The following is a 20624-nucleotide window of genomic DNA, read 5'->3' on the forward strand; positions in this document are numbered from 1 at the left end:
TAGAAACAGGAAACTGAGCAGAAAAGTGTCGCGAAGCCGGCATGCGATGCGCACCGGCCCGCTTTCAATATGCGTTGCTGCCGGCAAAGCCCTTCCACAGAGTCAGGGCGACGATCTTGATGTCGAGCCAGAAAGTCCAGTGCTGCATGTAGTACAAATCGAGCTTTACGCGGCCCATCATCTTTTCGATGCGGTCGGTTTCGCCGCGGTAGCCGTTGATCTGCGCCCAGCCCGTGATGCCGGGCTTGATCCGGTAGCGGTGCATGTAGCCGCGCACGAGATCCTTATAGATGTCGTCGTGCTCGAGCGCGTGCGGACGCGGCCCCACCACCGACATCTCGCCCTTCAGCACATTGATGAACTGCGGCAGCTCGTCGAGACTCGTGCGGCGCAGGAAGCGCCCGAGCGTCGTGACGCGCGAATCGTTCTTCGTCGCCTGAGTCACGGTGCCGGCCTTCTCGGCATGCATCTTCATCGAGCGGAACTTGTAGATCTCGAACTCGTTGCCGTCGATGCCCTTGCGCTTCTGCCGGAAGAACACCGGCCCCGGCGAGGACAGCTTGACCATTACCGCGATCGCGGCCATCAGCGGCGAGAGCGCAGTGAGCGCGCAAAGTGCAAAGAGGCGATCGAACACGAACTTCGGCAGGATGCGCACGTCGGTGATCGGCGACGCCGCCAAGTTGATCGCGGGCACGCCCAGCAGATCGACCACCGCATGATTGAACAGCGAGAGACTGCGCACGTCGGGAATGAAGCGGATGTTGACGAAGTCGTTCTTGAATTCCGTCACCATCTTGTGAATCGTGCGCTCCTGAGAAATCGGCAAGGCAAGCCACAACTCGCGAATGGCGCGGCTCTTCACGAGCTTCGTCAGCTTCGCGAAGTCGTGCTCGATCGGCACGCCGGCCACCGTCGCCGCTGCAGCGGCTGGGGCTCCGGCGCCTTGAATGCCCGCATCCTCGCCGGGGTCCTCATTGAAGATGCACACCGGGCTGAATCCCGCATCGGGACGCTTGTGCATCTGCTCGACCAGAAACTGCCCGTACTGCCGGCCGCTCACCACGGCGACCGCTTTCTGATTGAAGCCCTCGCGGCGCAATTGGCGCAGGATCGCGTAGACGAGCGTCTTCGTAATGAGCAAAAGCGCAATCGTCGCTACGGCCCAAAAAGCGAGCCACAAGCGCGACAGCTCCTCCGCGCGATGCGCGCTGAAGCTCATGAGGATGCCCGTGCCCTCGACGATCAGCCAGCCGAACGCCACGCGCCACAACAGCTCGCGCACCGGCTTGCCGCGCCACGACTGATAGATGCCGAGCGCCGGAAAGAACACGATCACCAGCACGCCGTTGAATGCGACGGCGATGGTTTCCATATCGTTGAGCCATACGAAGCGGCCTTCGTGCAGCCGTGCCGCAATGAGCGCGCCTAGAGCGGCCATTGCGATGTCGATGATTCTCGATAGAACGCTCAGCATCCGATACACCCCAGTTCGTCAGTCACGTTCCGCGTATTGATTCGGTGTCGCCAGGGTTCGAATGCCTGCCGCGATTCGTGGAAACCCTTGCTTGACGACAATGAAGCGGCATTAAAAAACATGCTGCAAGTGCAGCAATATTTCGAAAATTATTCAGCAAGAATTGCCGAATTTTTTCCGATTTCGTGTGGAATGTTTTTCCGAATTCGGAGTGGGAAGGCAGTGCTGGCGGGCAAATCGGCGGGGGACGGACGCGATTTCGCACGGGCCTCGGCAGACGAGCGCGCAACACGCCGCTCGACGCCTTGGTCACGCGCAATTCAGGTTCTCAATTGTTTTCTATTTTTTATTCCAAGCGCTTCAAATTGCGGAAACACAATCTTTTATTGTGAATTTACGTCGTGCTAAAACTTGAGGCATTCCTTTTCATGCCCCAAGGAGTACCACCATGATTGCTCCGGTTGCCGTGGCCGACATCGATCTCGCCGCCACGCAGGAACGTCCGCGTACGGCGGGCGTGCGGCTCGAAGTGCACCCCGTGATTCTGGCAGGCGGCTCAGGCACGCGCCTGTGGCCGATGTCGCGCGAGCACTTTCCGAAGCAGCTCATCGGCTTGCTAGGCGAGGAGTCGCTGCTTCAATCGACCACGCATCGCCTGGAAGGACTGACGAGCAGCTACGCACTCGCCGAGCGCGTCATCGTCGTTTGCGGCGAGGAACACCGCTTCACGACCGCCGAACAATTGCGCGCGAGCGGCCACGCCTCGCGCATTCTGCTCGAGCCGCTCGGGCGCGATACGGCGCCCGCGCTGACGATCGCGGCGCTCGATATCGCCGCCGATGCCGGCGACGCGCTGATGGTCGTGATGCCCGCGGACCACGCGGTCGCCGATCTCGAAGGCTTCCAGGCCGCCGTGGCGGCAGGCGTGCACTACGCGTCGGAAGGCATGATCGCGACGATGGGCATCGTGCCCGATCGTCCGGAAACGGGCTACGGCTATATTCGCCTCGGCCAGCCGGTCGGCGAAGCGGGCGGCATCGCGGCGCGCAAGCTCGAACGCTTCGTCGAAAAACCGCACGTCGAACTCGCGCAGCAGTACGTCGCCTCGGGCGAGTACTGGTGGAACAGCGGCATCTTCATCGTGCGCGCATCGACGTGGCTCAAGGCCGTCCAGTATTTCCAGCCCGCCATTCACGAAGCCTGCGTGCGCGCGCACGCAAGCGGCAAAACCGACGGCGACTTTTTCCGGATCGACGCCCAAGCGTTTGCCGATTCGCCCTCGAACTCGATCGACTACGCGGTGATGGAGCCATTGAGCAATGATCAGTCCGTGTGCGGCGGCGTGGTCGTGCCGTTGAACGCGGGGTGGTCGGATGTCGGCTCGTGGGACGCGATCTGGAAGATTCTGCCGAAGGACGACAACGGAAACGTCGCGCGCGGACGCATCATGTTCGAAGGCGCACAATCGACGCTCGCTCACTCCGAAGGCCGCTTGATCGCCTGCGTCGGCACGCAGGACCTCGTCGTCGTCGAGACGGCCGATGCGATTCTCGTCGCCGAGAAATCGCACGTGCAGGACGTCAAGAAGATCGTCGGCCGCCTGAAGGCCGAAAGCGGCCCCGAAGCGGCGAGCCACCGCAAGGTGCATCGCCCGTGGGGCCACTACGATTCCGTCGATAACGGCGAGCGCTTTCAGGTCAAGCGCATTGTCGTGAAGCCCGGTGCGCGGCTGTCGCTGCAGATGCACCACCACCGCGCGGAACACTGGATCGTCGTGCGCGGCACCGCGCTCGTCACGCGCTGCGAGGAGTCGTTCATCCTGTCCGAGAACGAATCGACTTACATCCCGCTCGGCGTCACGCACCGGCTCGAAAATCCCGGGAAAATGCCGCTCGAAATCATCGAAGTGCAATCCGGCGCCTATCTCGGCGAGGACGACATCGTCCGCTTCGACGACAAGTACGGACGCGAATAACGCGCCCCCTCGCTCATCCGATCTGGTAAAGCAGTTCGGATGACTTAGCATCCGGGCGGCTGTCTTTGGCGGCACGCCGCTCGGGCGCGGTGCGTTTGACCACCGGCTCGAGCGGGCGCGTGACGCTCGTCACCGTAGGCTTGGTCGGGACCGGAGGCATCGCTGCGGCAGAAGCGGAGGCAGGCGCAGGAGCAAACGGCGCGGACGGCACGGCAGAGGCTTCATCGGCGCTGCCGTCTGCGGCGGCTGGCGCAACGCGGTCGACGGCTTCCGTGCGGCTTTGACCTTCGATCCAGTCGCGGCCCCAATCGAGCGCGTAGTGCTGAGCCGCTTCGGCGTCGGTGAAGCGAGGGCCGATCAGCCCGGAGCGCTCGGTGCGCTTGCCGTCCTTCACGATTTCCGTCCACGCGCGATACATCAGCTTCGCGACGGGCTGCGCCGACGCGTAGATCGTGTAGCCCTTGTAGTTGTCGACCTGCGCGTCGCTCGACCCGAAATGCACCCAGGGCGTGCCGCGCGGAAGGCCGCGCTTGGCCGCCTTGCCGGGCGCAGCGAGCAGGCCGGCGCCGGGCAAAGGTGCCGAGGCCCGCGCAGGGCCGGATGGCGTCGCTCGGCCCAGTTGCGTCGCAGCCCAGGCATCGGCACGCAAGCGCAGGCCTTGCAGAGCGTCGTCGGCCTCGGGTGCGGACAGCAGCGCCTCGCCGCCGGAGAGCTGGCGCGTCATCGCGGCAATCGGGTCGCCCGGCGCGCAAACGTTTGCGTGGACCGGCGACGATTGCCACGATTCGGGATTTTTCCAGAACACGCCGCGCAGACGGTCGATATCGGCTGCGGGCTCCGGGCGCGGCGCGGCAGCGGGCACAGGCGGCTCAGGAATATATGCGAACGAGCGGCCGAACTCCTTCAGCAAGCGGATCATTTCCAGCATCGTGCCGTCGACCAGCCACTCTTCGAAACGGCGCCGGCATGTGGGCCCGGACGGATAGCGTCCCGGCAGCTTCGACCAGGGGTTGCCCGTCGTGAGGATCCACAGCACGGCGTTCACCACTACCCGCGTTTCGGCACGCGGCCTGCCTCGACGATTCAGGCGCACCGGTTCATCGGCCACCAGCGGGGATAGTCGCCCCCATTCGTCGTTGTTCAACTCATCGAAGAACATGCTTTTTTTCTCCACGCGGCCAGGCCGAGCCGCGACTATCGGCAATTGTTGGCGGACCATGCGCATTCGCCATCAGGTTGCACAAATTGCTGGTTCGTTGGGCGCATCGGTCAATTTCGCACGTATGCAGTGCAGAATTTCCCTCGCTTGACGCACAAAACTCGGTCTCACTCGTGCATGGGAAAAATTGTGCAGGAAGCATACCATCGCTAGGGTTTGTCTGAATATCTGATCCTCTTTATGTTACGTACAGAAACAACTTGGCGGCAATTCGTTACAGAATTATGAATTGATTTTTTTTATTCGACTGTTATCTAGCCGACATGAAAGCAACCGTAAGGCATGTGGCTTAAGACCTCAAGCGCTAGCGGCTAAGCCTGTGGAGGCGGGCCTTGAACGATACAGGAAAAGGCGTAAATCAATAGCGAACAACCGGTAAGAAATTGCAAAGACGATGTAAAGGTGTATTGAATTTTGCTAAGCGGCCTTTACGGAGGAATGAAATGGAGGGGTAAGCGAGAAGAGCACGGCGGCACGTGTCGCGCACGCCGCCTGCAGAGGGGGACGCTCAGGCCAAACGGCCCAAGCCAAGTGACACGGACCTAAAGGCTCAAGCCAGATCCTTGAGAAGCGAGGCCAGCACATCAGGCTCAATCGGCGTAAGCGGCACGGGGTAATTCGGATGGTCGCTTCCCATCGAAAGCCCGGCGCCCTGCTTCAGCTTCGACTTCATTTGCGGCGTGAATTCGAAGCGCACGAAATGCACGGCCGAGGTCTTTTCGTCGTTCTCGCGCTCGAGGTCTTCGTCGGCGATCGCAAAGACGGGCGCTTCGCCGTCCACCTGCATGAACACGCGGTCTTCGATGCCGATCAGGCGCCCTAGGGCCGCGCGCCGCTCGATCACGTGCTCATATTCGATCTGCATCGTCGCGATGAGATTGCCGCCGTTGGGCACGAGCGGCAGATACGTGTTCAGCTCGCCGAGGATCCCTTCTTCGTCGAAAATCTTTTCGATGTGGAGCATTTCCTGAATTTGATAACGGATCGTCGTCTCGTCTTCGAACAGGAACGTGAGATGGTTGCCGAGATGCACGGCGCGAGTTTTCTTATGTTCGATTACCCTTGCGCGCATTTCAATGCGCACCTTCGAATAGGCCTCGAGCGTCAGCAGCGAATTCCTGGAAATGATCATTGCGCGTTCCTTGCATAAAAGAATGGGAGCGGCCTTAAGCGAGCCAGCCCTCGAACGTCATGTAAGCGTCATGCCGTCATACGCCATAGGCTTTGCGCAGCAACGTCAGCGGATGCGCAAGCGGCGCTTCCTTCAAGCCGTTTTCCTCGATGCCTTGTGCGATGTGGTGTCCCGCCAATTGGCAATCGGACGCAATGTAGTCCGGCTGCGCCCCCGCCATAGCCTTGAACACCGGCGTGCCGATCTGCATCGCCATGCGATGAAACTCTTTCTTCACGCCGAAAGTGCCCGCGTGCCCCGAGCAGCGTTCGACCACGTTCAACTCGGTGCCCGGCACGAGCGACAGCGTCTCCGATGTCTTGCGCCCAATGTTCTGGACGCGCCCGTGACAGGGCACGTGATACGAAATCTTGCCGAGTTCGTTTTTGAAGTCGGTCTTCAAGAGGCCATCGCGATGACGCGACACGAAGTACTCGAACGGATCCCAGAACGCCTCGCTGACTAACCGCGCCTCTTCGTCGTCGGGAAACATCAGCGGCAGCTCGTGCTTGTACATCAGCACGCAGCTCGGAATGGCCGACATCAACGCATAGCCTTCGCGCGCATATTTGGCGAGCACCGGCATGTTCTGCGCCTTCTTCGCCGCCACGCCTTCGAGATTGCCTTGTTCCAACAGCGGCATCCCGCAGCACGCTTCGCTCGACACGAGCACATACGGAATCTCATTGTGCGCAAGCACCGCGAGCAGGTCGTGGCCGATGCCCGGCTCGTTGAAATTCACGTAGCACGTCGCGTAAATCGCGACCTTGCCCGCCGTGCGCTCGCCGTCGCGCACGGCATGCTCCGGCGATTTCTGTGCGGCGCTTCTGAACTTGCGCGGCGCGAAGTCGGGCAGCCATGCGTTCTTGTCGACGCCTAACGCCGATTCCATCGCACCGCGTGCAAGCTTCGTGTGATTCACCGCGTTGACCGTCTGCGTGACGATCGGAATGCCCGCAAAGTGGCCGAGCGCATCGGTATTCGAAAGAAACTTGTCGCGCAGGCTCACGTCGCCGCGCCGGTAGCGCGTTGCCTTCGCGCGCAGCATCAGATGCGGAAAATCGACATTCCACGGATGCGGCGGCACGTACGGGCATTTCGTCATGTAGCAGAGGTCGCACAGGTAGCACTGGTCGACCACTTTCGGATAGGCGCTCGGGCTGACGTCGTGCGCTTCGCCGGAATCGGTCTCGTCGACGAGATCGAACAGCGCGGGAAACGCGCCGCATAGCGACACGCAGCGCCGGCAGCCGGCGCAGATATCGAACACGCGCGCGAGCTCTTTATCGAGTGAAGCCTGATCGTAGAAATCTTCCGAGCGCCAATCCAGCGGGTGACGGGTGGGCGCCTCGAGACTGCCTTCTTTATGTGGCATGACATCACACTCCTTGACGGTATCGGCCTTCAAAGCGATGAGCGAAGTGCGGAGCCAGGCTTAGGGGCTGCACACGCGTGCGACAGCCCTAAAGCGCGCAGCGCCCCCTTGGGCGCCGCGCGCTCATTGAAACGATGCTGCGCATGCCGGTGCTTACCGGCATGCTTTGCGCCCACGTCAATCGACGAGCTGGTCGAGCGCCTTCGTATAGCGATTGGCGTGACTGCGTTCGGCTTTCGCCAGCGTTTCGAACCAGTTGGCGATTTCGTCGAAGCCCTCTTCGCGGGCCACCCGCGCCATGCCGGGATACATGTCCGTGTATTCGTGCGTTTCGCCGGCCACTGCCGATTGCAGGTTCAGACGCGACGAACCGATCGGCAATCCGGTTGCCGGATCGCCCACTGCCTCCAGATACTCCAGATGCCCGTGCGCGTGGCCCGTTTCGCCTTCAGCCGTCGAACGGAACAGCGCCGCGACGTCGTTCTGTCCCTCTACGTCCGCCTTGGCCGCGAAGTACAAATACCGCCGGTTCGCCTGCGATTCGCCTGCGAACGCATCCTTCAGGTTCTGCTCCGTCTTCGTACCCTTGAGTTGTGTCATCTGAACCTCCTGTTGATCCGGCGCCGTGGGGACGCGCCCTTTCGGATCTGCAACGCTTGTAGGGATGATGCACGCCGCGGCGCCCGCCAGAGGGCACCGTGCTTTTAAATCTAGGAGGTGGAACGCCGGTTCCCAATAGGCATTTTCAATGCCTGCGATAGCAGGGACCGGCGCAAGGGGGGGAAGGTGGAAAATTCAAAGGAATTGCTGTGCCGCAGCGATTTTTGAGGGCTACGGCCGGCTCCCGCTGCCCTGAAACGGCGCGAACAGCGCGGGCTGGCGCACTTCCGCGCAATTCGACCGAAACCTTGAATCCCATGACGTAAATGAAAGAAACGATGCGTATAGTGACGTGCGACCGCTTCACCCTCTATTGGCTTGGCCCTTGCTGCAGACCTTCCCGTAGAAGACGCCGCCGCCCTCCGTACCGCACACATCCATGAAGCTTTCCCGTCGCGAACTGCTTGGCCGTAGTCTTGCCATTCCGCTCAGTCTCAGTCTGTCGCCAATTCTCGCGCTTCGCCCTCGTATCGCCGGCGCTGCCGCATCCGCTTCGGCACCCTCGCTCGCCATCGTGATGAATTCCGGCGAAGCGAGCGTCTCGGTCATCGACATGGCAACGCACCAAGTCGTCCGCAATCTGCCGACGCTGCGCGAGCCGAGCCACTGGGCGCTCTCGCCGGACCGCAGCAAGCTGTATATCGCCGACGCGAGCGGCAACGCGCTTTTCATCGTCGATCCGAAGAACGGCACCGCGCTCGGCCACAAGACGATCGCCGATCCGTACCAGCTCGGCTTCACGCCCGATCATCGCTACCTCGTCGTCAACGCGCTGCGCCTGAACTACGTCGATATCTACCGCGCCGACGATCTCTCGCTCGTCAAGCGCTTCTCGCCGGGCGGCATGCCGAGCCACCTCGATTTCTCGCCCGACTCGCGCTGGAGCTTCAACTCGATGCAGCAGTCGGGCACGCTGGTCTCGTTCGACCTGACCAACATGACGACGCGCTGGACCTCGAAAGTGGGCCCGACGCCCGCTGGCGTGCTCTGGCACAACGGCAAGGTGCTCGTCTGCGTGATGGGCGCCGACCACGTGGCCGAGGTCGATCCGGCGAACGGCAACGTGCTGCGCCGGGTGAAAACCGGCGTGGGTCCGCACAACGTGTTCCTCACGCCGGACGGCAGCACGCTCTATGTGACCAACCGCATCGGCGGCTCGCTCGTCGCGCTCGATCCCAACACGTTCGCAATCCGCCGCACGTATCCGTTCCATGCGGCGGGGCCCGACGATATCGGCATCGGCCCCGACGGCAAGCTGTGGGTGACGCTGCGCTTTCGCGAGCAGGTCGCGGTGCTGGACCCGGCGAGCGGCCAGTACGAGACGATCGACGTCGGGCGCTCACCGCACGGCATCTTCCTCTCGACCGAAATGAGCCGCCAAGGGTTGCTCACCGCGGAAACGCTATAACGAGGCTCAAGCGCCATGCTGGTATTTCTCGACCGATTCTTCAACATGCTCGCCGGCGAAATCGACCAATACCTGGTCTTGCCGGTGCTCTATCACTTCGGCTGGATGGAGTGGGAAGAACTCTCGTTCGATTGGGCGCTGATCTGCGTCTACGGGCTCTTTGCGGTGATCGCGACGTATGCCGTGTGCTGGCCGCTCGAAGCGTTCTTTCCGATCGAGAAGTGGGAAGACCGCAAAGCGGTGCTGACCGACGCGTTCTATACGATTCTCAACCGTGTCGGCGTGCTGCCTGTCGTGAGCTTTCTGCTGTTTTATCAGGTCCAGGTGTGGGTAAACGGTTTTCTCGTCGATCACGGCTATATTCCGCCGACGCTCGAAACGCTGATCCCGCCGCTGCTCGGACACCCGATCGTCACGTTCATCTGCTACGCGCTGATTCTCGATTGCGCCGATTACTGGCGTCACCGCCTCTCGCATTCGTTCCGCAGCTGGTATGCGCTTCATGCGCTGCATCACGCGCAGCGGCAAATGAGCTTCTGGTCCGATGACCGCAACCACCTCCTCGACGATCTCGTCGCCGGGATCTGGTTCGGCATCGTGGGCCTTGCGATCGGCATTCCGCCTCTGCAGTTTCCGCTGCTGTTCCTGTTCATGCGCTTCATCGAGAGCTTGAGCCACGCGAACATCAAGCTGTCTTTCGGCTGGCCGGGCGACCGGATTCTGGTGTCGCCGCGCTTTCATCGCCTGCATCACGGCCTGCGCGCAGCCGGCCGCAACTCCTGCAACTACGGTGCGGTGTTCCCGATCTGGGACATGATCTTCGGCACGGCCGATTTCTCGGCCGAGTATCCGCCGACGGGCGACAAGCGCGCGCCCGAATCGATGGCGACCGGCGGCTACCTCGCGCAGCAGCTCGGCGGCTTGCAGTTCTTCGTCGACGAGTTCAAGGCCGCGTCGCGCAGCAAGAGGATGCGCCGCAGCGCGTAAGAAGCATCGACAGCGGATCACTCGCTGCGAAACAGGCGCTCATTCCATACAACCGGGCTCGGCTCACCGACGACATGCCGGTGATGGTGCTGCTCGTCGACGATCACAACATCGATTTTCACTATGGAGCTGCGCTCGGGGTTTGCCCTGACTACGAGGTCCTCACTGCCTCTTTTTGTTCTCTGGCGAACAGACTCTTCTTGTCCGCTGGCAAAAATCTTGTCCACATAAAGAAGGGGAGAACAAACAACCGGGGACGAACCATGGCTAGCCAAATCGCGGTAAGAATCAGGTCTTCAGCGAATCGTCGGTGTGCATCCGTTATCTTAGTGCTCCTGACCGGCGCGGTCTCGGGTTGCACGGTGCCCCATCAGGGTAGCGAGCCGCAATCATCGACGCGTCCCTCCATGCCGGCCCCCGCCGCTCCAGCACCCGTCGAGACCACGGAGGACACGGGACTGTACGGCGTCGTGATTGCCAAGCCGATAGGGGGATTTCCGGAGTGCCCGACTCAGGTTGCCGTGCCTGCCGACAATGACGCCCCTGCCTATGCATGTTTCCAGCACGCCGACGCGCGGCGTTACGGTTTTGCGCCCTTCGGCACTGAGACGCTGTACGTCAAATGGCCGGCGGGCAAGCAGCCTGACCTTGTCAACGGCTACAGCATGTGCGTCAGCATCATCAACGGCATCGTCGAGGGCATCCGTATGAGCACCCGAGGGTTTGCACTCCAGCAACGCAATTACAGGTTGCTGGAGGCCCGGTTTGGTCGACCGGCATTCAAATGGAAGGTCACCATGAAAAGCCAGACGGGGGCCAGATTTGAAGTGCTCAAGGCGGCCTGGAAGCGGCCGGGACGAATCACGATCGTTTATGACGGTGCGGAGAATTCACCAGACTCCGGTGCGCTCTATATTGTTAGTGCCCGGGAACAGGCCCGTACGGACGCGGCGCTCGAGCAGAACCACACAGGAGGTCTCGCTTCGATCTCGAACTGACCTGAAGATTCCTTCCTAAGCGTGGTCGGCAGCTGATATGACATGAAGCGTCGTCCGTTCTCTGTATCGATTTTGCCGATCCGCTTTGGCATGCCGGTGCCAATCTTGCCCCCGGGTGAAAGAGGAAGCACTCAGCCTCCGTCAGGAATCGGAAAACGTGACGAAAACTTCACTTCGCGTAGCGCAAGGCTGGACTGTATCGAAGCGATGCCCGCCTGCCGCCTTAACACGCGCTCGACGAAATCGCCGTAGGCATCCAGATCGCGGGCGACGACCTGCAGGATATAGTCCGCGTCGCCCGTGATCTTGTGACAAGAGAGAACCTCGGGGCGACTGCGAATGACCGCTTCGAAATTGTCGGCCGTCTTGTCCGAGTGCATGTTGAACCTGACGTGCACGAATGCAAGCAGGTCTAGTCCGATCGCGCGCCGGTCGATGTTCGCTTGATACCCCGTAATCACACCCTGGTCTTCCAGGAGCTTGCGGCGTCTCCAGCAAGGCGTCACGCTGAGCGAAAGCTTCTCGCCGAGAGCGGCATTCGACAGCGCGCCGTCTTCCTGCAGAAGGCGCAGCATTGAGCGATCGACGGGATCCATCTCGATTTTTGGGCGGTTTGTGCTCATTGCGAATGATCCATAGGCAATTTTTCTAATAGTGTAGGCTTTGATGCAACCGAAAGCAAAATCATTGCAGCGGTGCGTCGCTAGACTGTTGGCTACCCTCAATAGCGTAGTCAGCCATGCTTACCATCTACAGCAGCGATCACAGCCTGCATCACGGCATCGAACTCAAGGACGGCGCGATCTCCGAATCGTTCGAGAAGCCGCTTCGCGCCGAAACGGTACTCGCGCGAGTCAAGGCAACTGCACTGGGCGATGTGATCAGCCCGAAGTCCCATGCACCCTCAAGTTACGTCGGCGCACACAGCCAGCGGTACATCGATTTCCTGGCGGGAGCGTGGAGGGAATGGTCCGCTACGGGCCGCAACTCCCAGGCGCTTCCTCTCGTGTGGCCCGTGCGCGGGTTGCCAGGCACGGACCTGCCGCAATTCATCGACGGCAAGCTGGGCTTCTTCTCGATGGATGCAGGTTCACCGATTAACTCGGGTACGTGGGATGCGGCATGCTCGAGCGCCAACGCGGCGCTGACGGGCATGGACGCCGTATGCGACGGTGCGCGCGCCGCATTCGCGCTGTGCCGTCCGCCCGGACATCATGCCGGGCGCGAGTACATGGGCGGCTATTGCTATCTGAACAACGCCGCAATCGCGGCGCACCATGGCATCAAACGCGGCGCGAGCCGCGCGGCAATTCTCGACATCGATTTCCATCATGGAAACGGCACGCAGGACATCTTCTACGACCGATCCGATGTGCTGTTCGTATCGATTCACGGTGATCCAAGCATTTCATATCCGTATTTCTCGGGGTATGCCCGCGAGCGGGGCGTAGGCGCCGGCGAGGGATTCAATTTGAATTTGCCCCTGCCGAAGGCAACGGCCATGAACGCGTTCGAGGCGGCGCTGCATCGCGCCGGCGCAGCGATCGGCCGACATGCGCCCGATACGCTGGTCATTTCCCTGGGTGTCGACACGTTCGAACACGATCCCATCAGTCACTTCCGCCTGCGTACGGCTGACTACCTGCGCATCGGCGAGATCATCGCGGGTTTCGACGTCCCCACACTGTTTGCGATGGAGGGCGGATACATGGTCGACGAGATCGGGATCAATGCTGTCAACGTTCTGCTGGGCTTCGAAGGACGTGCGTGACACGTCTTTCCAATGCATGGCAGCGCAACTCGGCAATTGCTTAAAGAGAGGAGCAAGAGTGATGACGCGATATATCGATGTCAACGATGTTTCAAAACTGGTTCAGGACGCAGGCATTACACGAGTGCTGTATTCGATGGCGAGTTACATCGAGCAGGACTATCGCCGTTGGCACACGTTCGAGAAAACGGCGCGGCTGGCAAGCCACTCGACCGGCGGCGTCATCGAGCTGATGCCGACGTCCGACGCCAAGCTTTACTCGTTCAAGTACGTGAACGGACACCCCAAGAACACCAAAGCGGATCTGCTGACCGTGATGGCTTTTGGCGTGCTTGCCGATGTGGACACAGGCTATCCGCTGTTGCTCAGTGAGATGACGATGACGACGGCGATTCGAACCGCCGCGACATCGGCGCTCTTTGCCCGCTTCCTGGCGCGACCGGACTCGCGTTCCATGGCATTGATCGGCAACGGCGCACAGAGCGAATTCCAGGCGATCGCGTTCCACGAAATGCTGGGAATCGACGAGATCCGGGTGTTCGATGTCGACCCGGCGGCAACCGACAAGCTCGTTCGCAACCTGGCGCACCTGAAGGGTCTTCAGGTCGTTCGCTGCAAGTCTGCGACGGATGCGGTGCGCCGCGCGGACATCGTGACGACGGTGACTGCGGACAAGACGAACGCGACCATTCTGACGGCGGACATGATCGAGGACGGGATGCATATCAATGCCGTCGGCGGCGATTGCCCCGGCAAAACGGAGCTGCACGCGGATGTGCTGCGGCGCGCGCGCGTGATCGTCGAGTATGAGCCGCAAACGCGAATCGAAGGCGATATCCAGCAGCTCGGGCCGGAGTTTCCCGTGGTCGAGTTTCATCGCGTGCTGTCCGGCGAGCAGAAAGGCCGCGAGTTTCCCACGCAGGTTACGGTGTTCGACTCGGTCGGCTTTGCGCTCGAAGATTTTTCGGCGCTGCGCTATCTGCATGCTGTCGCGCGCGAACGCGACATCGGCATCGAGCTGGACCTCATTCCCGCGCCGCACGATCCGAAGGATCTCTTCGGTTTGGCAGCGGGCGTCTGCCAGGACGAACTTGTGCGGCCGGCAGGGGCCGTGCGGGCCGAAACCGTCATTCGTCAATAGAAGGCACAAACGGGTGCTCGCAAGCGCCCATCAAGGAGACACGAAATGAAGCAAAGTTACCGGAGCGGCCTGGTTGCAGCAGCGGCCCTGGCTCTTTCATTTGCAGCACAGGCAGACGAGATCGTGCAGATTGGTCACGTGGCGCCGCTCACCGGCGGGACAGCCCATCTGGGGAAGGACAGCGAGAACGGTGCGCGGCTCGCGGTCGAAGAGATCAACGCCCGTGGCCTGTCAATTGGGGGAAAGCGCGTGACGCTGCGGCTCGATTCTCAAGACGATGCAGGCGATCCACGGACTGCCACCCAGGTTGCGCAGAAGCTGGTCGACGACAAGGTGCTCGGCGTTGTCGGACACTTGAACTCTGGTACGTCGATTCCTGCATCGCGAATCTACAAGGATGCCGGCATTGTTGAAATCTCGCAGGCCGCAACGAATCCGGCCTACACGCAGCAAGGCTTCAATACGACATACCGGGTCGTTGCCACGGATGCCCAGCAGGGGCCGGCACTCGCGGCTTATGCAGCGAAAAGCCTTGGTGTGAAGACGGTCGCTATCGTCGACGATTCCACGGCATATGGTCAGGGGCTTGCCGACGAGTTCGGGAAAGCGGCGGAAACGTCGGGCATGAAAGTGTTGTCGCGCGACGCGACGAATGACAAGGCGGTCGACTTCCGCGCCATCCTCACGAAGATCAAGGGCGAAAACCCCGATGCGATCCTGTACGGCGGCATGGATGCCACCGGCGGCCCGTTCGCGAAGCAGGCACGGCAATTGGGCGTGCGAGCGAAAATACTCGGCGGCGATGGCGTCTGCTCGACCGATGTCGTGAAACTTGCTGGGCCCGCAGCCGACAACATCGTTTGTTCGGAGGCCGGCATGGCGCTCGAAAAGATGCCCGGCGGCGCGGAGTTCGCGCGAAAGTACGAGGCTCGCTTTCACCAGCCACTGCAGGTCTACGCGCCATTTTCCTACGACGCCGTGTACATCATCGTCGACGCAATGAAGCGGGCGAACTCCACCGACGCAGCGAAAGTGCTCGCGGCGATGCCGTCAACGGACTACAAGGGCGTGATCGGCGAGACGAGCTTCACGGCACAAGGCGATCTGAAGCATGGCGCAATTTCGGTGTTCTCGTATAAGGATGGCAAGAAGATCCTGCTTGACGTAGTGCGGATGTGAAGCGGCCTAAATGGGTACCGAGAGGGATGCCATGCCGCATTTCCTTGTGTACCCATTTTCAGAGCCACTATGTGCGCCGTCTAATTGAGCGGCCCCCCGGTAAACAGTGCCATGATGTAAGCGAGTCTTCGGCAGACTTTTCGATGGGAAAGAAGCCGTGCGATGAAACGCAAACGCTTCCGTGTCGAGCAGATTGTGGCGGTCTTGAAACAGGCGGAGTGCGGCCAACTTTGGGCATTCGACATCGTTCCTCGAATTGCTGACAATAACGTTTCCTTCAGGGCTAGGCGGCGTGATATGAGATTTTCCGTTGAAATTCGCGATACCGCCCGGTATGAAAACGGCAAAGCAAAGAATAGCAATTGTTTTTTTCATTTCACCACAAGAACTCCATAAGCCTTCATATTCGAACCCGGAACGTCAATCATACTCGAGCGTAAAAGCATACTCCTAATTATCACAAAATCACTCCGTTCCTCGATCGTTACACATCCCTCACTGAGTCCGTTTGGCCCCTTCGGGTGCAATCGAAAATGTCCGCGCTCCACTTTATTGCAAAACGTATAATCGTCGATTTTTCCATCATTGGCATATAAGGCGAACCAATCTTCCTTGCCTTTAATGAAATCCATGACTGGGCCTAGCCGGCCGCCAGTCGGCCTATCGACAATATGATATTTACCTTTCGGAATCGCGCCAAAATTAGCAACGCATTGGTATATAGACTTATTCCTATATTACTTTTGACCCGAGAACGCCTTAAATTTCTGCACCCCATATGGCGACGAGCGCCGCCTCGATTGTCACGGTTTGCTTCGCCATGGCATGCCGATAAACACCGAGCTGCTTCTCGAACTCGAGCACTCGCATTTATCGAACAGGCATTTAGGCCGACAAAGTCACCCGCACCGCATCCCCCACCCTCACCCCAAGCTCCACCGCCGCACTCCCGCAATTCACCGCAATCTCCACGAGCCCGATCGAGTTCTCGTACCAGAAGGCCTGGCCGGGCGAGGCGTCGGCAAAGACCCGCGCATAAGCGACCTGTATGCCCGCAATGCCAAGCGTCGCGCTCTTTGCGACGGTCCCTGCCCGCAGCCCCGTCAGTGCGTTGCCATAGTGATCGATGTAGATGAGTTCGGCCAAATCGTCCGCGCCGAGCTGCACTTGCAAGCCCGCGGTCTCTTCAAGCTTGTCGGCGGGCAAGTCGCCACGGCTGACCCAGGCCGCCATCGGAGCGAACAGATCGCGGCCATGAAACGAGGCGGCAAGCGCTTCAGGACGCCACGTAATGCGCCATGTTCGAGTGCGCGCTGCGCGCGCCGCCACGACCGAGAGCAGCCCGTTGTCCGGTCCGACGAACCATTGCGTATCGGCTTGCAGCACGACGGCGTTGCGCGCGCTGCCCACGCCCGGGTCGACTACCGTCAGAAAAACCGTATCCGCGGGATACCAGCCTCGCAGCGCGGCGAGCAAATGGGCTGCGCCGCGCGGGTCGAAATTCGGCACGCTGTGCAGCCCGTCGATAAGCGTGGTGCCGGCTGCCGCGTGCTGCAGCAACGCGACTTTCATCTGGCCGACGTAGATGTCGTCGGCTCCGAAATCGGTAAATAGCGCGATCATCGCGTGGCCTCCTTCGAACCCAATGCCGCCCTCGCCAGCGCTCAACCGATCAGCTCCGAAATCTCGATCAGATTCAGATCCGGGTCGCGCACATAAACCGAGCGAATCTTCTGCGTCGCGCCGGTCCGTTCCACAGGCCCCACGACGATCGGACAGTTGCACGCCTTGAGGTGCGCGATAACGTCATCCAACGGCAGTGACGCGATGAAGCACAGATCCAACGCGCCCGGCACCGGCAGATGCGCTTTCGGCTCGAATTCACTGCCGCGCACGTGCAAGTTGATCTTCTGATTGCCGAAGCGGAATGCGATGCGCCCGGCACCGAACGTTTCCAGCCGCATTTGCATGACCTCGGTATAGAAACGCTTCGTCGCTTCCACGTCGACGCAGGTCACTACCAGATGGTCGAGATGATCGATCATTGTCATTTCATCCTCCTTGCTTGTTACGCGACTGAACTCGCGCGACGTATATCGCCAGCGCGCCGCACACCGCAAGCAGCGCAAACGCAAAGCCGGCAACCGAAGGCCACGCACCGTTTTGCCAGAACCAGCCGCCCCACGACCCGAGCACGCTCGACCCGAGGTAATACGCAAGCAGATACAGCGACGTAGCGTGTCCCTTGGCGCCGTCGGCCAGTTGCCCCACCCAGCCGCTCGCAACCGAGTGCGCGACGAAAAAGCCGATGGTCAGCACGACAATGCCGAGCACGATCGGAACGAGCGTGTGCATCATCGTCAACGCAATGCCGAGCGCGGCCACCGCGACGCCGCCGGTCATGATCGGTCCGCGCCCGCAGCGGTCGGCGAGCGCGCCTGCAACGGATGCCGCCACGATGCCGAAAATATACGCGCAGAAAATCAGGCCGGTTTGCGTGGCGCTGAGATCGAACGGCGGCGCCATCAGGCGAAAGCCCGCGTAGTTATAGACGGTGACGAACACGCCCATCGCCAAGCAGCCGATCGCGAAGACGGCGGGCAGTGTCGAAGCCGTCAGATGCTTGCGCCACAGCGCGAGGTGATGAGCCGGGCTCAGGTCGCGGCGTGCCGCGAAATTGCGCGATGCGGGCAACAGCAGCACGAACGCGATGGCGGCAGCGATGTCGACAACGCCGATCGCCAGCATTGCGGTGCGCCACGACAAGTGATCGCTCAAATAGCTCATGCCGACCCGGCCGATCATGCCGCCGAACGCCGTCCCGCCAACGTACAGCCCCATCGAAAGCCCCAGCCCGCGCGGATTGATCTCCTCGGCGAGATACGCCATCGCCACCGCCGGTACGCCGCCGAGCGCAAGGCCTTCCAACGCGCGCGCCGCCAAAATGCCGTGCCAGGTAGGTTCGACGGCGGCCCACAAGTTGCAGACCGCCGCCAGCGTCATCGACGCAAAAATCAAGCCGCGCCGCCCAAGCCGTTCGGAGAGCGCGCCCGCACAAAGAATCGAAAACGCCAGAAAACCCGTCGACATCGAAAGCGCCAGCGAGCTTTGCGCAGCGCCGATATGAAACTCGCTCGCGAATTCGGGCAAGAGTGGCTGCACGCAATACAGCAGCGAAAACGTGGCAAAGCCCGCAAGAAAAAGCGCCATGCTGATACGGCGATACGCTGACGAGCCGGGACTCACGCCGCCGGCGCCGTCCGCCCGCGGACGAACGGATGGCGACGGGGCACGGCTTCGTTGTACGACGGCGGGATCTGAGTTCATGGTGAATAGCGTTGCCTTGGACGTTCAACCTCGATGCGATCGATTGTCCTGCACCGCAGCTATACTGTCCAATATATAGAGCTAGCTAACCCGATACGTTTTAGCACTAGCATGGAACTCCGTCATTTGCGCTATTTCGTTGCGGTCGCAGCCGAAGGCAACTTCACGCGCGCCGCCGAAAAGCTCGGCATCGGGCAGCCGCCCCTCAGTCAACAGATCAAGCGTCTCGAACGCGAACTCGGCGTCGAGCTATTTCGCCGCATGGCGCACGGGGCGGAACTCACCGTTGCGGGCGAGGCTTTTCTGGTCGAGGCGCGGCGCGTACTGGACGGCGCCGAACGCGCGGCACGCGCGGCGCAACGGGCCGCACGCGGCGAAACCGGTCGCCTTCGCATCGGCTTCATAGGCTCAGCGGCGTTCAATCCTGTCGTCCCCGCGTTGATCCATCGCTTCAAGAGCAAGTACACCGCCGTGGACGTCACGCTCGAAGAAGCGAATACCCCAAGTTTGCTGCAAGGGTTGTTCGACGAGCGGCTCGATGCCGTGTTCTTCCGTCCGCGACTCGTGCCGCCGGACGGTGTGCAGGTGCATCGCTTTCCCGACGAACCGATGAAGATCGTGCTGCCGTCCACGCATCCGTTGGCAGCAAAGAAGCGTCTGCCGCTCACGGCGCTCGCCAACGACGCATTCGTGTTCGTGCCCGGACCTGCCGGCGCGGCGCTTTACGACGAGGTCATCCGTGCATGCGGCGAAGCGGGTTTCAGTCCGCAGCTCGCTCACCCTGCGCCGCAGGTCTCGTCGGTCGTGAATCTGGTTGCCGCGGGGCTCGGCGTTTCGATCGTGCCGCTCTCGATTGCACAGGTGCTGGTGAAGGGCGTGCGTTATATCGACGTGCAGGGGTCGACGCTCAGCGCCCATCTCGCGCTTGGCTGGCGGGAGGGCGACCGGTCCAACGCCCTCGGCAACTTCGTCGCGCTGTTGTGAGCCGTTTCATCGTGCAGCCGGGTCGGCCTACACGACGCTCACTGCTCTCCATTGCTCCGGCCAATCGCGTCGAGTTCGGCGAGCACGGCATCCGTCAGCACGCATTGCGCCGCCTTCATGTTTTCGCGCAGGTGCTCGAGCGACGACGTGCCCGGAATCAGCAGAATATTCGGCGAGCGATGGAGGAGCCACGCGAGCGCGACCTGCATCGGCGTCGCACCCATCCTCTGAGCGACACTCGACAGCGCCGACGATTGAATCGGCGTGAACCCGCCAAGCGGGAAGAACGGCACGTAGGCGATGCCCTTGCTCGCGAGTTCGTCGACGAGCGCGTCGTCTGCGCGATGCACCAGGTTGTAATGGTTCTGCACGCAGACGATCTCCACGATGCGCTGCGCCTCGGCGACCTGAGCCGAAGTCGCGTTGCTCAGACCGATGTGACGCACGAGTCCGCGCTGCTGCAACTCGGCCAACGCCGTCACTTGCTTTTCGATCGATCCTTCAGAGGGCGCATGAACGTCGCCCATGATCCGCATGTTGACGACGTCGAGCCCATCGAGACCCAGGTTGCGCAGGTTGTCGTGAACACCGCGCTCGATATCTTCGGGCTCGAACGCCGGCAGCCACGAGCCGTCGCTGCCGCGCACGGCGCCGACCTTGGTGACGATCACGAGGCCGTCCGGATAAGGATGCAGCGCCTCGCGAATGATCTGATTAGTCACGTGCGGCCCGTAGAAATCGCTCGTATCGATGTGATTGACGCCCGACGCCACCGCTTCGCGCAGCACGGCGATGCACGCGTCGCGATCTTTCGGCGGCCCGAATACGCCGGGCCCGGCCAGTTGCATCGCACCGTACCCCATGCGGCGCACCGTATGGCCGGCAAACGGAAACGTGCTGACAGGAATGAAATTCGACATGGCGCTCTCCTCAATCAAAGTTGAGAGCGAGT

General features: G+C 61.1%; 20 protein-coding genes and 1 pseudogene. 10 read left to right on the plus strand and 11 right to left on the minus strand.

Annotated elements, in window-relative coordinates:
• Positions 1 to 64: 64 nt before the first annotated feature.
• Entirely contained in the window at positions 65 to 1477 is a 1413-nt protein-coding gene (locus J3489_RS03265) for an undecaprenyl-phosphate glucose phosphotransferase (RefSeq protein ID WP_206996272.1), read from the minus strand.
• 87 nt (positions 1478 to 1564) lie between these two features.
• Between J3489_RS03265 and J3489_RS03270 the strand changes: the two genes are divergently transcribed.
• A complete protein-coding gene (locus tag J3489_RS03270; protein WP_206996273.1) occupies positions 1565 to 1885 on the plus strand; it encodes a hypothetical protein in 321 nt (106 codons plus the stop codon).
• Between the two features lie 40 nt (positions 1886 to 1925).
• Positions 1926 to 3452 (plus strand): mannose-1-phosphate guanylyltransferase/mannose-6-phosphate isomerase, encoded by a 1527-nt coding sequence (locus tag J3489_RS03275; RefSeq protein WP_206996274.1) that lies wholly within the window; start codon positions 1926 to 1928, stop codon positions 3450 to 3452.
• Positions 3453 to 3465: 13 nt separating this feature from the next.
• On the opposite strand, the gene J3489_RS37365 is transcribed toward J3489_RS03275, so the two are convergent.
• From J3489_RS37365 to J3489_RS03295, 4 genes are all read right to left on the minus strand, one after another.
• A complete protein-coding gene (locus tag J3489_RS37365) occupies positions 3466 to 4611 on the minus strand; it encodes a DUF6566 family protein (protein ID WP_242539751.1) in 1146 nt (381 codons plus the stop codon).
• 610 nt (positions 4612 to 5221) lie between these two features.
• Positions 5222 to 5803: a DUF3501 family protein gene (locus J3489_RS03285; protein ID WP_206996275.1), complete on the minus strand. Its 582-nt coding sequence runs from the start codon at positions 5801 to 5803 to the stop codon at positions 5222 to 5224.
• Between the two features lie 76 nt (positions 5804 to 5879).
• Entirely contained in the window at positions 5880 to 7217 is a 1338-nt protein-coding gene (locus J3489_RS03290; protein ID WP_206996276.1) for a (Fe-S)-binding protein, read from the minus strand.
• Positions 7218 to 7394: 177 nt separating this feature from the next.
• Complete coding sequence (locus J3489_RS03295) at positions 7395 to 7817, minus strand: rubrerythrin family protein (protein WP_206996277.1); 423 nt, start codon at positions 7815 to 7817, stop codon at positions 7395 to 7397.
• A gap of 439 nt (positions 7818 to 8256) precedes the next feature.
• Between J3489_RS03295 and J3489_RS03300 the strand changes: the two genes are divergently transcribed.
• From J3489_RS03300 to J3489_RS03310, 3 genes are all read left to right on the plus strand, one after another.
• Complete coding sequence (locus J3489_RS03300; protein WP_242539752.1) at positions 8257 to 9285, plus strand: YncE family protein; 1029 nt, start codon at positions 8257 to 8259, stop codon at positions 9283 to 9285.
• 15 nt (positions 9286 to 9300) lie between these two features.
• Complete coding sequence (locus tag J3489_RS03305) at positions 9301 to 10272, plus strand: sterol desaturase family protein (protein WP_206996278.1); 972 nt, start codon at positions 9301 to 9303, stop codon at positions 10270 to 10272.
• Between the two features lie 407 nt (positions 10273 to 10679).
• Entirely contained in the window at positions 10680 to 11270 is a 591-nt protein-coding gene (locus tag J3489_RS03310; protein ID WP_206996279.1) for a hypothetical protein, read from the plus strand.
• 131 nt (positions 11271 to 11401) lie between these two features.
• Here J3489_RS03310 and J3489_RS03315 read toward each other — a convergent pair whose 3' ends face one another.
• Entirely contained in the window at positions 11402 to 11893 is a 492-nt protein-coding gene (locus tag J3489_RS03315) for an Lrp/AsnC family transcriptional regulator (protein ID WP_206996589.1), read from the minus strand.
• Between the two features lie 116 nt (positions 11894 to 12009).
• On the opposite strand from J3489_RS03315, the gene J3489_RS03320 reads away from it, so the two are divergent.
• The 4 genes from J3489_RS03320 to J3489_RS37370 all read left to right on the plus strand — a co-directional run bounded on the left by J3489_RS03320 (position 12010) and on the right by J3489_RS37370 (position 15757).
• A complete protein-coding gene (locus J3489_RS03320; RefSeq protein ID WP_206996280.1) occupies positions 12010 to 13041 on the plus strand; it encodes a histone deacetylase family protein in 1032 nt (343 codons plus the stop codon).
• Positions 13042 to 13102: 61 nt separating this feature from the next.
• A complete protein-coding gene (ocd, locus tag J3489_RS03325; RefSeq protein WP_206996281.1) occupies positions 13103 to 14182 on the plus strand; it encodes an ornithine cyclodeaminase in 1080 nt (359 codons plus the stop codon).
• A gap of 45 nt (positions 14183 to 14227) precedes the next feature.
• Entirely contained in the window at positions 14228 to 15361 is a 1134-nt protein-coding gene (locus J3489_RS03330; protein ID WP_206996282.1) for a branched-chain amino acid ABC transporter substrate-binding protein, read from the plus strand.
• A gap of 162 nt (positions 15362 to 15523) precedes the next feature.
• Positions 15524 to 15757: a hypothetical protein gene (locus tag J3489_RS37370; protein ID WP_242539753.1), complete on the plus strand. Its 234-nt coding sequence runs from the start codon at positions 15524 to 15526 to the stop codon at positions 15755 to 15757.
• Here the strand turns inward: J3489_RS37370 and J3489_RS03340 are convergent.
• The 4 genes and pseudogenes from J3489_RS03340 to J3489_RS03355 form a co-directional block, all read right to left on the minus strand.
• Positions 15733 to 16086 (minus strand): annotated as a pseudogene (locus J3489_RS03340) (DUF2778 domain-containing protein); the annotation flags it as partial. The gene J3489_RS37370 and the pseudogene J3489_RS03340 overlap by 25 nt on opposite strands.
• Before the next feature lie 160 nt (positions 16087 to 16246).
• Positions 16247 to 16984 (minus strand): SAM hydrolase/SAM-dependent halogenase family protein, encoded by a 738-nt coding sequence (locus J3489_RS03345; protein WP_206996284.1) that lies wholly within the window; start codon positions 16982 to 16984, stop codon positions 16247 to 16249.
• 41 nt (positions 16985 to 17025) lie between these two features.
• Positions 17026 to 17412, minus strand: coding sequence for a VOC family protein (locus J3489_RS03350; RefSeq protein WP_206996285.1), 387 nt, complete (start codon positions 17410 to 17412; stop codon positions 17026 to 17028).
• A gap of 1 nt (position 17413) precedes the next feature.
• Complete coding sequence (locus J3489_RS03355) at positions 17414 to 18688, minus strand: MFS transporter (protein ID WP_206996286.1); 1275 nt, start codon at positions 18686 to 18688, stop codon at positions 17414 to 17416.
• Between the two features lie 111 nt (positions 18689 to 18799).
• Between J3489_RS03355 and J3489_RS03360 the strand changes: the two genes are divergently transcribed.
• Positions 18800 to 19672: a LysR family transcriptional regulator gene (locus J3489_RS03360; protein WP_206996287.1), complete on the plus strand. Its 873-nt coding sequence runs from the start codon at positions 18800 to 18802 to the stop codon at positions 19670 to 19672.
• Positions 19673 to 19710: 38 nt separating this feature from the next.
• Here the strand turns inward: J3489_RS03360 and J3489_RS03365 are convergent, their stop codons facing one another.
• On the minus strand, positions 19711 to 20592 hold the full coding sequence (locus J3489_RS03365; protein WP_206996288.1) for an aldo/keto reductase family oxidoreductase: 882 nt from the start codon (positions 20590 to 20592) through the stop codon (positions 19711 to 19713).
• Between the last annotated feature and the right edge of the window lie 32 nt (positions 20593 to 20624).

It is taken from the genome of Trinickia mobilis, assembly GCF_017315705.1.
GTDB classification, from domain to species: Bacteria; Pseudomonadota; Gammaproteobacteria; order Burkholderiales; family Burkholderiaceae; genus Trinickia_A; species Trinickia_A mobilis.